Origin of the sequence: Paraburkholderia panacisoli (genome assembly GCF_008369935.1) — a bacterium.
In the GTDB taxonomy this organism is placed as follows: domain Bacteria; phylum Pseudomonadota; class Gammaproteobacteria; order Burkholderiales; family Burkholderiaceae; genus Paraburkholderia; species Paraburkholderia panacisoli.
In genome coordinates, this window is record NZ_VTUZ01000047.1 from 45,001 (window position 1) to 60,179 (window position 15,179).

The 15,179-nt window shown below is 60.8% G+C and carries 12 protein-coding genes and 2 pseudogenes; 8 read left to right on the plus strand and 6 right to left on the minus strand.

What is annotated here, in order from left to right; all coding sequences use genetic code 11:
* Positions 1 to 10: 10 nt before the first annotated feature.
* Positions 11 to 517 carry a type VI secretion system baseplate subunit TssE gene (gene tssE, locus FVF58_RS41235; protein ID WP_149675391.1) on the minus strand — a complete coding sequence of 169 codons (507 nt, stop codon included), beginning with the start codon at positions 515 to 517 and terminating at the stop codon, positions 11 to 13.
* Positions 518 to 550: 33 nt separating this feature from the next.
* Complete coding sequence (locus FVF58_RS41240) at positions 551 to 1,150, minus strand: type VI secretion system tube protein Hcp (RefSeq protein WP_149675392.1); 600 nt, start codon at positions 1,148 to 1,150, stop codon at positions 551 to 553.
* 182 nt (positions 1,151 to 1,332) lie between these two features.
* Here FVF58_RS41240 and FVF58_RS41245 point away from each other — a divergent pair, with 182 nt between their 5' ends.
* The 4 genes and pseudogenes from FVF58_RS41245 to FVF58_RS41260 form a co-directional block, all read left to right on the plus strand.
* Positions 1,333 to 1,815 (plus strand): Hcp family type VI secretion system effector, encoded by a 483-nt coding sequence (locus FVF58_RS41245; protein WP_149675393.1) that lies wholly within the window; start codon positions 1,333 to 1,335, stop codon positions 1,813 to 1,815.
* Positions 1,816 to 1,849: 34 nt separating this feature from the next.
* Positions 1,850 to 4,189: a type VI secretion system Vgr family protein gene (locus FVF58_RS41250; protein WP_149675394.1), complete on the plus strand. Its 2,340-nt coding sequence runs from the start codon at positions 1,850 to 1,852 to the stop codon at positions 4,187 to 4,189.
* Positions 4,190 to 4,216: 27 nt separating this feature from the next.
* On the plus strand, positions 4,217 to 4,759 hold the full coding sequence (locus FVF58_RS41255; RefSeq protein ID WP_246217441.1) for a DUF6484 domain-containing protein: 543 nt from the start codon (positions 4,217 to 4,219) through the stop codon (positions 4,757 to 4,759).
* Positions 4,760 to 4,873: 114 nt separating this feature from the next.
* Positions 4,874 to 5,319, plus strand: a pseudogene (locus FVF58_RS41260) (transposase); the annotation flags it as partial.
* Between the two features lie 144 nt (positions 5,320 to 5,463).
* Here FVF58_RS41260 and FVF58_RS41265 read toward each other — a convergent pair.
* Together FVF58_RS41265 and FVF58_RS41270 are read right to left on the minus strand one after the other, a co-directional pair.
* Positions 5,464 to 5,787, minus strand: coding sequence for an H-NS histone family protein (locus FVF58_RS41265; RefSeq protein ID WP_246217442.1), 324 nt, complete (start codon positions 5,785 to 5,787; stop codon positions 5,464 to 5,466).
* 70 nt (positions 5,788 to 5,857) lie between these two features.
* Positions 5,858 to 6,129: pseudogene (locus FVF58_RS41270) on the minus strand (DDE-type integrase/transposase/recombinase); the annotation flags it as partial.
* Between the two features lie 1,106 nt (positions 6,130 to 7,235).
* Here FVF58_RS41270 and FVF58_RS41275 point away from each other — a divergent pair.
* Positions 7,236 to 8,336 (plus strand): hypothetical protein, encoded by a 1,101-nt coding sequence (locus tag FVF58_RS41275; RefSeq protein ID WP_149675396.1) that lies wholly within the window; start codon positions 7,236 to 7,238, stop codon positions 8,334 to 8,336.
* 534 nt (positions 8,337 to 8,870) lie between these two features.
* Here the strand turns inward: FVF58_RS41275 and FVF58_RS41280 are convergent.
* A complete protein-coding gene (locus FVF58_RS41280) occupies positions 8,871 to 10,064 on the minus strand; it encodes a glycosyltransferase (protein ID WP_188131105.1) in 1,194 nt (397 codons plus the stop codon).
* A gap of 511 nt (positions 10,065 to 10,575) precedes the next feature.
* Positions 10,576 to 11,922: an MFS transporter gene (locus tag FVF58_RS41285; RefSeq protein WP_188131106.1), complete on the minus strand. Its 1,347-nt coding sequence runs from the start codon at positions 11,920 to 11,922 to the stop codon at positions 10,576 to 10,578.
* Positions 11,923 to 12,276: 354 nt separating this feature from the next.
* Between FVF58_RS41285 and tcuA the strand changes: the two genes are divergently transcribed.
* Genes tcuA through FVF58_RS41300 form a run of 3 tightly spaced genes read left to right on the plus strand, consistent with a single transcriptional unit; the run spans position 12,277 to position 15,137 of the window.
* Positions 12,277 to 13,767, plus strand: a complete 1,491-nt coding sequence (tcuA, locus tag FVF58_RS41290; RefSeq protein ID WP_149675399.1) for an FAD-dependent tricarballylate dehydrogenase TcuA — start codon at positions 12,277 to 12,279, stop codon at positions 13,765 to 13,767.
* A 16-nt stretch (positions 13,768 to 13,783) separates the two neighbouring features.
* Positions 13,784 to 14,539 (plus strand): SDR family NAD(P)-dependent oxidoreductase, encoded by a 756-nt coding sequence (locus tag FVF58_RS41295; RefSeq protein ID WP_149675400.1) that lies wholly within the window; start codon positions 13,784 to 13,786, stop codon positions 14,537 to 14,539.
* 16 nt (positions 14,540 to 14,555) lie between these two features.
* Positions 14,556 to 15,137, plus strand: coding sequence for a cysteine hydrolase family protein (locus FVF58_RS41300; protein WP_246217443.1), 582 nt, complete (start codon positions 14,556 to 14,558; stop codon positions 15,135 to 15,137).
* The last annotated feature ends 42 nt before the right edge of the window (positions 15,138 to 15,179 follow it).

Here is a 15,179-nt window from a genome sequence, read left to right on the forward strand (position 1 = left end):
TTCGGAGAAATCAGCGTGGCAGTTCGGTCAACGTGATGCCGCCTTCCTCGAGGTCGATCTGGGTTCGCAGCGCGAATTCCAGCGGCGCCGGCTGTGCCCACAACAGTCCCCGTATCACGAGTGCAATCTGGTTGTGCATGTCGAGCACCGGACGGTCCAGCACGGGCTCGATTTCGATCGACTCAGGCGCGATGCGCGGCTCGAAAAGCACGATTGCTTCGCGGATCGCCTGTTCGAGCGCGACAGCATCGAGCGTCGACGCAAAGCCGCCCGACAGGCTCGGCAAGCCGAAATTCAGCACGGATGCATACGCGGCGGGATAGCGGTCGATCGAGATCTCGTCCGCGAGATTGGTCGTGTTGAAGAGCCAGGACAGGTCCCGCAGTACGGCGGCGCGCAAAGTCCGCTTTGTCAGGAAGCGCGCATCGTCCTCCTCGACACGGCTCTGCGGGTTGTCGTCGATCAGCCGGTCGAGCAGCGACGGTTGCAGGCGGTCAGTGGCTTTCGGTTCGGCCATGAGCGCTCCTCGAATGCGCTGCGCCGGGCCCGCTCATGTCACCCGCCGTGCCGCTACGTCGAGCGCGAAAGTCACTTCCGCGCCGCGGCTGCCGGTTATCGTTTGCGGCGCGCAGGTCATCGTCAGCGTCCGCGCCGATATCTCGAAGATTTCACACGCCCTCATGAGCCGGGCACTCGTGTAGATATGGTAGTTGCGGATATATGCGTCCTCAAGCTTCATCGACAGGAACTCGATCTGCGCGCCGCTGGCCGGTCCGCCGGACTTGAAGCACTTGATATGCGCCAGCGCGAGCAGTTCGGCCTGCGCGCACAGCTTTGCGATAGCGGGCGAAGTCGCGTCGACCACCTTGATCACGGAGAGGTCGGTCACGCGCATGTCGTTCGCATTGAGCGCCTGGCCGGGATGGTACGTGTCGTAGCCCTGGGCCCAGCGCCAGCCGTGAATCTGCATCGGCGTCTCCCAGTCGCCGCGCGCCGGGGCCTCACCCTTGAGCGGCGTGTTACTGCGCTTCGGGATGATGTGGAGAAACATGTCGTCAGACGAGACGAGCGAGAGCGCGTCGAGCTGGTACAGATATTCCAGCGTCAGACGGCTCCCGGCTTGCTGCGGCGAAGCATCGGAGTTAGGCATCGTCACGTTCCTCGCCTGGGGGTGATCACTTGCGTCGCCGATTTCAACGGTATCGATGCAAAGACGGTCGGCCGCACACGATTTTGAAGAGCCGGCCCTTTCAAAAATGCGCCCGGCGTTTCGTTTACCTAGCAGCGTCGCCACGGGACCCCAGGTCATCGACATATCACGAGGAGCGAGTCATGGGCACGATCGATTGTTATCTACAACTAGATAAGGTCAAGGGCGATTCGAAACACAAGGGCGCAGAAGGTCAAATCGAAGTGCAGTCGTGGCAGTGGGGCGTCCAGAACGCCAGCAGTTCGACGATGGCAAGTGGCCTTGCGGTCGGCAAGGCGACACCGGACGAGCTCATCTTCGTTCACGAATACGACTCGTCGTCCACGGCGCTGGCGATGTGCTGCGCGAAGGGCACACACATTGCTAGCGGCAAGCTGACGGTCTTCAAGGCGGGCGAGGGACAAAAGGAATATCTCACCATTGCCTTGAAGGGGGTGATGGTCACGTCCGTGAGGCACAGCGCGGTGACGGGCGGAGGCGTGTCCGAGACCGTGACCCTGGCTTTTCACGACATCGAATTCGAACACAAGCCGCAGGACGATGCGGGCGCCATGGGTGCATCGAGCAAGTTCGGCTGGAACGTGAAGAGTACAGAAATCCGCTGAGCGCGGCGCGGGTCCGCCGCCGGAGATACCGTTCATGGCCCAGCCGCGGCTCGTCACGATCGATACACCGCTCGGCGACGACATCCAGTTTCTGAGCATGCGTGCCGCAGCCGAACTGGGACGCATGTTCACCTACGACCTGACGCTGGTGTCCAAACGCCCGGACATCGATTTCCGGCGCATCCTCGGAAAGCGCGTGACAGTGTCGCTCCACGTGCCGAAGGGCAAGCCGCGGATTTTCTCGGGCTACGTAGTCGGATTCAGGCAAACCGGTATGCGCGGCCGGCTGCATGTGTATGAGGCCGCGGTCAGGCCGTGGCTCTGGCTACTCACGCGGCGCGCCAATTGCCGGATCTTTCAGAACAAGAGCGTGGAGGATATCGTCAAGGCCATTTTTGCCGACCCGGTCTACAAGAGCGTGGAATTCGGCGAGATCAAATGGAAGGCGAATACGCGCAAGCATCCCGCGCGCGAGTATTGCGTGCAGTATCGCGAGTCGGACTTCAATTTCGTGAGCCGGCTGCTGGAAGATGAAGGGATCTATTACTGGTATCAGGATCGCGACGGCAAGGAGTCGCTGATACTGACCGACACGCTCGCGACACACGAGAGTGTGCCGGGGTGCGAATCGCTGCCGTACGGTGCGGTGTTGAGCGGGTCGCCAGGCGCCGAATATGTGAGCGAGTGGCAGGCCCGCCGCGAGATCGAGACGCACAACTGGCTCGTGACCGACTACGACTTCAAGCATCCTTCGCGGCCGTTGCAGAAGAAGGCGGTAAAGAGCATGCCAGGCTTCGATGCGTTTGGGGATCTCGAACACTTCGATTATCCCGGGGGTTACGTCGATCCCGACCATGGGGAGAGCAGGGCGAAGGCGCGCGCCGACGAATTGTGGGCCGAGCCATTGCTCGGCGAAGATGCGGCGATCAACTGGCACCAGGTGGATGCCAGAACGAACAGCATGAGCGTACGCATCGGCAGCCTGTTGAAGCTGGAGCGCCATCCGCGCACTGATCAGAACACTCAGTATCTGGTGACGCGCACGCGCTACGAAATCGATCTGGCCGATTACGAAGCGTTCGAAGGCAGCCAGCCAAGCCGATGCGAATGCTGGTTCTCGGCGATCGACGCGAAACAGCCATTCGCGCCGGCACGAACGACGCGCAAGCCATTTGTGCAAGGACCGCAGACGGCCGCCGTGGTCGGACCTGGCGGCGATGAGATTTACACCGACAGCTATGGGCGCGTGAAAGTGCAGTTCTTCTGGGATCGCGTCGGCAAACGCGACGAAAACAGTTCGTGCTGGATGCGCGTGTCGCAGCCTTGGGCGGGCAAGGGCTGGGGAGCGGTCGCAATTCCACGTATCGGACAGGAGGTGATCGTCGATTTTCTGGAGGGCGATCCCGACCGGCCGATCATCACCGGGCGTGTTTATAACGCCGAGCAGATGCCGCCTTATGAGCTGCCTGCGAATATGACGCAATCGGGAATCAAGAGCCGCTCGAGCAAGGGCGGCAGCGGTGCGAACTGCAACGAGTTGCGTTTCGAGGACAAGAAGGGCGCAGAGCAGGTACTGCTCCATGCGGAGAAGAACCAGGATATCGAGGTGGAGCACGACGAGACGCATTGGGTCGGGCACGATCGCAAGAAAAACGTGGATAACGACGAGGCCACGCATGTGAAGCATGATCGCACCGAGACCGTGGGGAACAACGAAACGATTTCGATTGGGGTCAACCGCACCGAAACGGTCGGGGCCAATGAAAAAATCACGATCGGGGCGAATCGGACGAAGACAGTCGACGCGAGTGAGACTGCGACGGTCGCGTTGCAGCGGACGCATACCGTGGGGATCAACGAGACGATCACGGTGGGCGGCGCGCAGGAGGTGACAGTCGGCGCGTTTCAGGCGGTGACGGTGGGCGCGTTTCAGGCGGTGACCGTTGGGGCGTATCAGGCCGTGACGGTCGGGGCCGATCAGATGGTGAATGTGAGCGGAAATCAGACGGTGGGGATCGCCGGGACTCAGTCGACTCGCGTTGGGTCTGATCAGTCGCTCGATGTCGGCGGAGGCCAAACGGTGACCGTGGCGGCGGATGCGAGCGAATCCATCAGCGGAGCGCAGGCGAGTACGGTCGGCAAGGGGCGCTCCAGTTCGGTGGGCGAGGATGATGCGCTGTCGGTCGGGAAGAATCTCGTCATTGAGGCGGGCGAATCGATCACGATTACCACCGGCAGCGCCAGCATCAGCATGAAGAAGGACGGGACGATCCAGATCAAGGGAAAGGACATTACCGTTGATGGCAGTGGAAAAATCAATGTCAATGCGAGTAGCGATATCGTGATGAAAGGATCGAAGATCTTGCAGAATTGAAGGGAAGTACACGAATGGAGGTTTGCGATGAGTGGTAGAGACCGGATGGAATATGACGAGTTCGCGACAGCAGAGGAGCCTCGCGAGGGCTCGCTGGGCGACACACGGACACAGCCATCCCGCACATCCCGCTCGTCTGGCGTATTTGCCGGCATGGTCATCGGAGAACTGCTGGCTATCGCCGAAGAGGGGCGTACGCCGCTGGTTCGCTATTCCGTTCAGGAGGGACCGGCCGCGATCGCCGCGCAGACGCTTGTCGATCTGCGTGAACCGCATATCGGATGCCGGGTGGCGCTGATGTTCGAGGACGCGGACCCTCGCAGGCCGGTGATTATCGGCGTGATGCACGAGGGGCGTGTCGCGCCGTCCAGTAGCAACGCAGGAAACGTTGAAATCGATGTAGACGGCGAGCAATTGATCGTGAGCGCGCGCGAACAACTGGTGCTTCGTTGCGGTAACGCTTCTATCACGCTCACCAGGGCGGGCAAAGTGCTGATCAAGGGCACTTATGTATCGAGTCGTTCGTCTGGAGTGAATCGCATCACAGGCGGATCGGTTCAGCTGAACTGAGGTCCGCAGCCAGTCGGCAAGCGCGCTTCGAGGACGTTTCAGAAAGAGCTTCGAGGACTATTGGCTCGACCGCTAGGCTGTGAACCTCGACCGTTGCGAAGGCGGACCGAGGAGATGGCCAAGGCAATCATCGATGACGAATTGTGGGCGTTGATCGAACCACTGTTACCGCGGGCCAAACCGAGGCGCTTCCGATACCCGGGGCGCAAACCGGTGGCCGATCGCGCCGCGTTGACCGGGATCCTGTTCGTGCTCAAGAGCGGCATTCGCTGGAACGATCTGCCCGCTGAAATGGGTTGCGGATCGGGTATCAGCTGCTGGCGGCGCTTGCGCGAATGGCAACGGGCCGGAGTTTGGGACCCGCTCCACCAGATCCTGCTCGCGAAGTTGCGTGCAGCCGACCGGATCGATTTTTCTCGCGTCGTCATCAATTCCGTTTCTGCTGGAGCGGTTGCGACAAGGGGAAAACTGAGCCAAAAGCCGCCGGTCGCACACGACCCGGATGCGTCCGGCGAGTCGTCAAGGGCACCGGCGGCACGCCGCTCGCGCTCATCCTGACGACGCGAGCCGCCACGAGATCACGAACGGCTTCCACAGGGCGATTTTTTCGATTTACAAACTGGCGGGATCGACCCTGATCGCTGACGACAGGGCGAGCGGATACTGCCGCCCGCTTAACCCGCCGGCCAAAATGTGTTTTCTGCTTACTCGGCGATGAGAAAGCGCTCGCGCTTCTTATCCCTGATCCACAGCGGTGCAAGACCGCGGCCGCTCCAGGTCTTGCCCGTCGCCGGATCACGATATTTTGCTTCTACCTTCCGCTTTGCCGCTACCTTAGGATTGGCCGCAATGCGTTTGCGCGCTGGCTGGCGGACGTCTGCGATGGTCAGCGAGTGTTCGTCCATGAGGGCATGGATCGTTGCTAGGGCAGCCGCTCGTTCCTTGGCTTCTTCCTTGTCGATCTTTGCCTGCACTTTCGTCAGGCGCTGGCGCAGTGCCTCAACGCGCGCTTTCTTATTCGTTGTCATCCCGATCCCCGATTCTCTATCGAAAATCGGCATTCTACTCGGCTCGCGTTGCCCCGATCATGTCGTCGTGCTTGAGCTGATGTCGCTTCAGAGCGAAGTGCTGCCGGATCGGTCCGCAATTCGATAAGAACGCTTGCGTGCTTCACGTTTTCCCGCTCAGGGTTCTCGGCCTTCGCCGCCGGAATGGGTAAGGAGTTGCGCAACTGGTCCGTGACGATCTTGCGCGGCACCTCAGGATAAGCCGCCAATACACATTTGAAAAACCGTTTCACCGCGGCCTTGTCGCGCCGCTTCTGCAGCAGGAATCTCAAGTTCGACGCCATGCTGATCGACTGCACGCCAATGTACTGACCGCATCGATAGATGTTGGCAAGCAGTATGCTCGCAGCCATGACTTCGCGGAATCGATCGGGCTGGTGCCGCACTCATACAGCACGGGGACCGGGCACACCTACTGAGCATCAGCATAAGGCGAGAGAAGAATTGCCATATGCTGCAAGTCCAGTGCGCAAGGGTATTCATGCAGTAACTCGACAAAAAATCCCAACCTTTGGGCAATTGGACACGACAAATAATCGCGCGACGACACTCCAATACTGTGGACAGCGCATTGGTTAATACAGCACGGGGACCGGGCAGACCTACTGAGCATCAGCAAAAGGCGAAGGAAGAATCGCCATATGCTGCAAGTCCAGTGCGCAAGGGTATTCATACAGTAATTCGACAAAAAATCCCAATCTTTGGGTAATTGGACATGAGAAATACTCGCGCGACGACACTGGAATGTTATTGAAAGCGCATTGGCCAACAAATTGGCACGGATCGCATGGGCGATAGTCGCGCGCAAGACGAGATTTAATGCTGGGGCGGCGGCCATGCCTGCATAGCGAGTAGTTCCGCATAGCTCTGCTCAAATTACCCAACCGGTTAATGTGGAATGCTTACATGGAAGTTCGGTACGGCAGCGAACAGAGCGGAAATCTCTTTATGCATGACATTGGAGTCTCGGCATCTTCCGCTTAGGAAATAAAAACGTGAATCGAAAATCAGAGGTGCCATCCGTCTTCCGGATCGCACGGACCGAATTCTCTTGCGCCATTTGCGGTGCTGGCCCGTCGGGTATGGGCTTTCTCTTTCATGCTTTCAAAACGGGTAAATTGCCTGATATCTCGAGAAACGGTCTTCTGATTATCGACAAACGCCCGGAGTTCGGCTCGGGCAGGCTAGGCGAGTATGCGAACGTCACCGGCAATACGGTGGGAAATACCTTTCTCGCTTGCCTCGAACACGAGAATTTCGAAGAGGTGTTCGGCGAGCTGAGAGCATACTCGCCGCTGCACAAGCGGATGGTCGAGGTGGCCGATGGGCCGCCGAGCCTCGCCGACGCGGGCGCGCTGCTCGCGCTGGCGACCGAGCAGCTCCTCGCTTACGTGACTGCACGTTTCGACGTGACTGTGCTGCGCGGCCGCGAGATCGACAGGATTCGGCGCCTTCAAGGCGGCGGTTTCGAGATCGACTATCACGAAGTGAGTGATCCCACCGCGTTCAGCAGGGTGTCCAGCGACACCGTTGTGATGAATCTTGGCGGCCTGCAACACGTGGGCGAAATCGACGAACTGTGTCGCGGACTACGCCTGTCGCCGCCTGCTGCCAGTGTCAAGACTTACGTGTCTGATGATGTGCTCAGTCTGACGACTCCGCGACTAGTCGATGAGTTCGCGCGCGACTTCTCGAAGAATGGAACGCGCGGCACGAACCGGATTACGGTCGTCGGTGGTTCGCATAGCGCATTCACTGTGGTTGACCGCCTCGCGATGGAACTGGACGGCGTCGGCCTGGACGAAATTGCCGTGATTCATCGATCGCCGATTCGTTTATTTTTCGAAACGATCGAGGAGGCGCGCGCCAACGGCTATGAGGTCGACGAAGCGAACGACGTTTGCCCCGTCACCAAGCGAGTCAACCGCGCAGGTGGTCTGCGCTACCGGGCGTTTGACATTGCGCGTTCGATCATGGCAAACGGCCATGTGCCCGGTGCAAAACCGCGCGTGGAACTGATTGAGGCCGATTCGAGTGAGGCCGCCCGAGCGCGGGCGCGCGAATGCCTGAGCCAGTCGGTCGCCGTCATCCACGGCGCGGGGTATGGGCCCAATATGTCGGTACTCGTCGATCATTGCGGCACGCCGATCCCGCTGCAGCTCGGCCAGGGCGGACTAGTATCAGACAGGTTCGGGTGCCCCTTCGATGCCGACGGCGAATTAGTGCAGGGGCTGTTCTCGTTTGGACTGGGCTCGGGGTTTTGCCCCGACGAACAGATCCGCCGTGAGACAGGGTTTGAGCCGGCGTTCCGCGGACGCATTTATGGCGTGTGGGCGTTTCATCATGACTTCGGCGGCCGGGTGCTGAATGGGGTGCTGGACGCGCTGGCGACGGTGGCGTTCGCGCGCGAACCGGCGATTGCACTGGACGACGAGCGCGGCGTCATCCCGGATGCGTCAGAGCGAACGGCATGCGACCAACCGAACCTCGAGGTGTCTCCGCAAAGTTGAGAGTTGCCATCGTTGTCAATCGGCGATTGTGCAAGAGGGCGCCGTTGTCGCAAGCCAGGTTGAGTGGTTTAAGGCAGGTCAGCCGGGCCCTTCACCGGCAGTGATTTGCTTCATCTTCTGCGCCGTCGCCGGCGAGTCGGCAAAGATCCACTAGAGCACCGTGAGGGCAGTCGGCGGAAGGCGTCGTTTGGTTCACCCTGAACCCGTCTCAATCATCAGGTCGCCCAACGTCGATGCGGGCGCCGGCAACGAATTCCGTCAGCGCGAGCACCATCAGATGAAGCCGCGAAACGAAAAAAGAGGCCGCGTCACAACCCGATACATGACGAACACACAGATCAGCAAGAAGGTTCATCGCGCACCGGACTCGCCGTAGCCGAGATAGGGCAGCGCGGTGTTGAGCAGCAAAGCGACCGCGCCGAACGTCGGCGCAATCAGATGGGTTGCGGATGCGGATGCGGGACCGTTGGCTGGAGTATTCGCATTGGATTCCCTGTGCCTTGATCTCGAGGTGTGCAGCCGCCGTCCGGCTTCTCAGCCCCGGAGAGCCCGAAGCAGAGTGCGATGCAACCCGGCGCACACCACGTGCGACGAATACTGCAATGCATTGGTCTTGCCGCGTTCCCTCAATTCGTCCATCAATGAAGGGTTGTCGGCGAGACTGCTGATTGCCGTCGCCCACTCGTCCGGATTCGTTGGATCTGCAACAGCGAGGAACGAGTCACCCATCGATCCTCGAAAGACCGGGATGTCCGACGCGACAACGGGAGTCCCCGCCATCTGTGCCTCGATCACGGTGCGGCCGAAGCCTTCATTCAGCGTCGCCGAAACGTAGATGTCCGCGGCTTGATAGAAGTATCCAAGGTCTTCCTCGCTTACGGAGTCGGCAAAGTGAAAGCGGATTCCGGATGTACTGGCGAGCGTCTTGCATTCCATACGATTCGCGGCGTTGAAGGCCTTGCCTACCCGAACGATCATCAGATCCTTGCGCGCCAACTTGGCCAGCGCCCGGAACACAGTCAGGTTGTTCTTGCGGGTCTCGTCGGAGCCGACATTGAGTAACATCAGTGCGTCGCCGATCTGCAAGCCAAGGCGCTGCTCCAGGATTGCCCTCGCCTGAGCGCGAGTCTCTCGCGGCGTCGCCGCATCGAGCGGCGCATATTTGTCTTCGAACGGGCAGGGCACGATCTGGACACGCTCTGGCTTCACCGGCGAGACTTCGAGCAGGTCCCTGGCTGCCGCGGCGCATTCCACGAGCACGAGATCTGCCTTCGGGGCCAGCGGAAGGAACATCTGGACATAAAGTGCCTTGAGCTTCTCCACTGTGCCGCGAGCGTGCCCTGGACGTTGAACGTGATGGAACATCAGACAGACCCGGCCACCAGCGAGGTGGATTATCGGAATCAAGTAGCTCAGGTCTTCCTGGTAAAGGATGATCATGCCGCATGACCGGGCCACGCGAATCGCGTGCAACGGATACATCACGAATTGATACCAGTAACGCTTGAACGAGCGAGGTTGTGCATCGATGTCGACTGTTTCGACATTGAAGTTTGTATATTTGCTCAAAGCTCCGGCCAACGCGAGGCTATGCTGACCTACCCCGGTCAAGCTGCTCGTCCGCGGTCCCATGAACCACACGATCCGAGCGTTGTCGGTCGCGTTCGGGACGGCGCTTTCTTGCGAGACCGGTTTGTGTCGGTCCGTTGCTTCGCGTCCGGACAGCATTGAGAAAAATTTCATGGATATTCCCCGCGGAGACAATGCGTTTGGGCCGCTGGGCGAACAATGGCCTATAGCTGACCAACGTTCGTTTAGTCGGCGCGTATCTGTTGGCGTTCGAGTAACGCTCGTACCGCAACTGCGACGGCCGAAGCCGTTGAACACCATGCTGTCGGCAATCGTGCGGACCTTCGCGCATTCTCACGGAGCATGAAGTCACCTGTTCCACGCCGTGCGGTCCCACTTACCAACGTCCTCGAAGAACTCCTGGCATGCAGGTTTCGCTTTGCGCCATGGGTCATCATGAGAACGCCCAAACAGATAGTGTTCGCGGTTATCGTCATTCTCAGTGCGCTAGGCCACAATGCACCATGCGAAGAACCAGTTCGGACAGTTGCGACTGCCAATACATCGACGAGCGGCTCGTTCGGCGGATTGGCGAACGGCAATCTCGGCGGCTCAACCTCCGTCTCCAATGTCGGCATCCGCGCGTTGCTATACCCTGGGCAGATAAGCGTCAGCGCACGAGGGGCGCTGCGGAATGTCGCTCGTTATCCGTCACGCCTGCGATATCGGGGGCGTCGGTCATTGGCCGGCGTGAAGTTTCTTTCAGCCCCAAGGTAGCGGCAACGGACAGCAGTGACGCGATCGCGATCGAAGCGGAAATCGCCCACGTGTCATGAGTCCACGCGACCAGTGCTGCGGCCAGGAAAGTCGCGGGACCGGAGAACAGAGCGGCAGACAGGTGATAGGCGATCGACAAACCGCTATACCGGACGCCCGTGTCGAACGCCTCGGAAAAGAAGCTCGCCTGTACGCTGTAGGTCGCGCCGTGTCCGATGGTGATTGCGAGAATCATCGCGAGCGTCACCAGCAACGGTGATCCGGTCTGAATGAGCCAGAAGAATGGAAACGCAACGGCGCCGATCCACAGCGCGCCTCCGATATAAACTGGCCGTCTGCCGAAGCGGTCCGACAACATCCCGAACAGCGGCTGGGCGAACACGTTAAGTGCGGCGGCGGCCATGACGGCCATGAGCGGCACGTGAATCGGCACTCCGACTTGATGCGTCAGATATGAAAGCGACCATGTCGAATAGATGTAGAAGCCGACGTTCAGCGCGGCGGGCGCGAGAATGACGAGTACAAGCGTACGGCGATAGTGGCGCCATAGCAGCGCAAGCGGTGCGGCGCGCTGCCGGCGGCCCGCGCGAGCCCGTTCGAATGCGGGAGTCTCCGCTATGTTGAGCCGGATATAAAGTCCGATGGCAACCATGACGGCGCTGAGGAGAAACGGCACCCGCCAACCCCACGCCAGAAACTGCGCTTCCGGCAACTGCGCGAACAGATAAAGCGTCGATGTGCCGAGCAGCATGCCGAGCGGGTTGCCGACCTGAGGAATCGCCGCATACAGGCCGCGCTTGTTCAGAGGCGCATATTCGATGGCCATCGTGGTTGCGCCGCCGTACTCGCCGCCCACCGCGAAACCTTGAAGCAGGCGCAGGACCACGAGCGCGAGTGGTGCCCATAGGCCGACCGACGCATAGGTGGGCAGTAGACCGATCACGAACGTGCCGATGCCCATCACGAGAATCGACACCACCAGCATGCTCTTGCGGCCGAGCCGGTCACCGAAGTGGCCGAAGACCGCGGCGCCCACAGGGCGAACCACCAACGTGATACCAAATACGGCAAATACCGCCATCGAACCGGCCACTTGTGAGAAGTTCGGGAAAAACAGCTTCTCGAAGACCAATGCGGAGGCTGTTCCATACAGGAAGTAGTCGTACCACTCCGTCGCGGTTCCAATCATCGTCGCGAACGCGACTTTTTTTGCGGTCTTTTGTGTAGAAATCCTTCGCATCGTTTCCTCCACTGTCCGGTCTGTGTCGTGAATCGCTTCGCTACGGCTGTGCGTTCGCGCCTGCGTTTGCATGGCTACCGCCGTGAGCGATCTACTCTATCGGCTAGCCGCGCGCGGAACGAGCGTCGCGAGGCGAAAGCTCTATTTGAAAATAATGAAAGATGTGACACGGCACGCTCCGCTCCGCGCTAGCGAGTATGTATTGATACCCATGCGCGGCCGACAGTCGCGAGCCGTGCAAAAAATCAAAAGAGCCTTTCGATTTCCCTGCCTGTACCTCTAGCGGCGTCCTGCGCGACCATGGTGTCCGGACAGACATCAGGGATCGCGGCGCAGGCTGCATAGAGAGGGGACATGGATGCATGCGATGTGTTGGTGGCGGGCGGCGGCAATGCTGCACTTTGCGCGGCGTTGTCGGCGCGGGAATCGGGGGCGAGTGTGATGCTGCTGGAGCGTGCGCCACGGGAGCACCGTGGCGGCAACTCGGCGTTCACGGGTGGCGCGTTCCGGATCGCTTACGACGGTGTCGACGATCTCGTCAGGCTGATGCCGGACCTGCAGGACGACGAACTGAACGGTGCCGACTTCGGCAGCTATCCGGCGACGCAGTTTTTCGAAGAGTCGGTCGCGATGAGCGGCTATCGCGCGGATGCAGACGTGCTGGAGCACCTCGTTGATCAAAGCCTCGCGACGATGCTGTGGTTGCGCGACCAGGGCGTACGCTTCGCGCCAATCTACGGACGGCAGTCGTTTCGCGTCGACGGCAGACAGAAGTTCTGGGGCGGCCTGACGGTAGAGGTATCCGGCGGCGGTCTGGGGCTCGTCGAGGCGCTATATGCGCGTGCGGAGGCGGCAGGTGTGGACATCCGCTACGACACCCGGGCGACCAGCGCGACGCGTGAAGATGGGCGCTGGCGGATTGGCGTACAGCATTGCGGCCGCTACGAGCCAGTCGATGCTGGCGCGGTAGTGCTGGCGACCGGTGGCTTTCACGCGAATCTTGCGTGGCGCGCTCAATACCTCGGGCATAACTGGGACCTCGCGCGCGTCCGCGGATCGCGCTACAACACGGGCGACGGCATCGCACTCGCCATGTCCGCAGGCGCGGTCCCGCACGGCAACTGGACGGGCTGTCATGCGGTCTTCTATGACCTGAACGCACCCGCATTCGGCGATATCAATCTGCTCAACCAGCAGAAGAACTACTTCACGCTCGGCATTGTCGTCAATGCCGACGGGCGGCGCTTCATCGACGAAGGGCGCGACTTTCGCAACTACACCTATTCAGGAATGGGCGCACGCGTGCTGGCGCAGCCTGGCGCGATGGCCTGGCAGGTGTTCGACGCGAAGGGGGCGGCCTTGTTGCCGGACGAGTATCGGGTGAAGCACGCCACAAAGGTGACGGCCGATTCGCTCGAAGCGTTGGCGAGCAAGCTGGAAGGGATCGACCGCGCCGCGTTTCTCGAAACGGTCTACGCGTACAACCGCTCGATACGCGTTGATGTGCCGTTCAATCCGGCGATCCGCGACGGCCTCTGTACCGAGGGCATCGAGCCGCCCAAGTCGAACTGGGCGCAACCGCTCGACACGGGCCCATTCGTTGCGTATGCGGTGACGTGCGGCATTACCTGCACGTATGGGGGGGTGAAAGTGAACGTCCACGGGCAGGTGCTCGACGAAGCCGCCCAGCCGTTGCCGGGCCTGTACGCAGCGGGCGAAATGGTGGGCGGCCTTTACTACGTGAAATACGCGGGCGGGATCGGCTTGACGGCGGGTTCCGTGATCGGCCGTACGGCAGGTGCGCATGCAGCGTTGCGCGCACGCGACCCGGCCGCGCAACGGTGACAGGAGACATACGCCAATGCTGAAGGAACTACACGGAAAAGTGGCGCTCGTGACGGGCGGCGCAGGTTCGATCGGCGCGGCCGTCGTGCGCGCGCTCGCGCAAGCCGGCGCGACGGTCGTCAGCGCTGACCGGATGGGGCCGCCCCACGGCGATTCGGCTGTGCAGGTCGAAAGCGTAGAACTGGACGTGACGTCAAGCGACGCCGCCGCGCGCGTGGTGAGTGGCGTCGTCGATCGTCACGGCGCGCTCGACATTCTCGTGAATGCCGCAGGCGTCGTTTCGTTCGGCGCAGCGGTGACGCTCGCGGAGTCGGAATGGGATCGCGTCATCGACATCAACCTGAAGGGCGTGTTTCTCTGCTGCCAGGCGGCGATGGCCCAGATGATCGCCCAACGTGCGGGACGCATCGTCAACATCGGATCGGTGGTAGGCAAGAATGCGGGCAATGCGCGTCCGTGGCTCGATCCGGGCGAGCAGCAGCGCGCCGGTAACGTTGCGTATGGTGTGTCGAAGGCGGGAGTTCATATGCTGACGCTGTTTCTTGCAAAGGAGCTGGCCGGCTACGGCATCACGGTCAACGCCGTTGCTCCCGGCCCGATCGCCACCGCGATGACCACGGCGTTTCCCGATGCGCTGCGCGCGCTGATTCCCGCGGGCCGGATGGGGACGCCCGAAGATGTCGCGCGTGCGGTTCTGTTTTTGTCCGCTCCGTCGAACGGTTTCGTCACGGGCGAAATTCTCGACGTCAACGGCGGTATGTTTTGTGACTAACCAGGAGGAATTCAAATTGAGTCAAACCGTATATCTGCTCCTCGATATGCAGAACGATCTGGTGCACGCGGATGGACCCAACGGCAAGGGGCCGCTGGGCGAACAGGTGCGGCAGCGCGAGATCACCGCACGCACGGCGCAGGCATTGCAGAAGGCGCGGGTGGCCGGCGCGCTGGTCGGCTTCGTGCGAGTGGGTTTCAGCGCCCATTATCAGGAGTGTCCGCCGAATTCACCGGTATTCTCGGGCGCGCCGGCGGCGGGGCTGTTCAAGCTGGGCCAGTGGGGCACTGAAATTCATCCCGAACTCGAAGTGCGCGATACCGACCTGCAGATAGTCAAGCATCGCGTAAGTCCGTTCTATGCGACGACGCTTGAAGCACAGTTGCGCGCTCGTGGCGTGACCCGCATCGTGTGCTCCGGCGTGTCTACCCAGGCCGTCGTGCAGGCTGCCGTGCGTGACGCGCACGATCGCGATTACGAGGTGGTCGTGCTCGAAGACTGTTGCGCGGCGCACTCAGCGCAGGAGCACGTGAATTCGATCGAAAGCATCCGGCGCTTTTGCCGCATCGAGACGTCCGAGAGCGTCGCGTTCGCTTGAGTGGCACGCGTCGGGCGGTGCTGCCGCGTAGCAGCGTGCGGC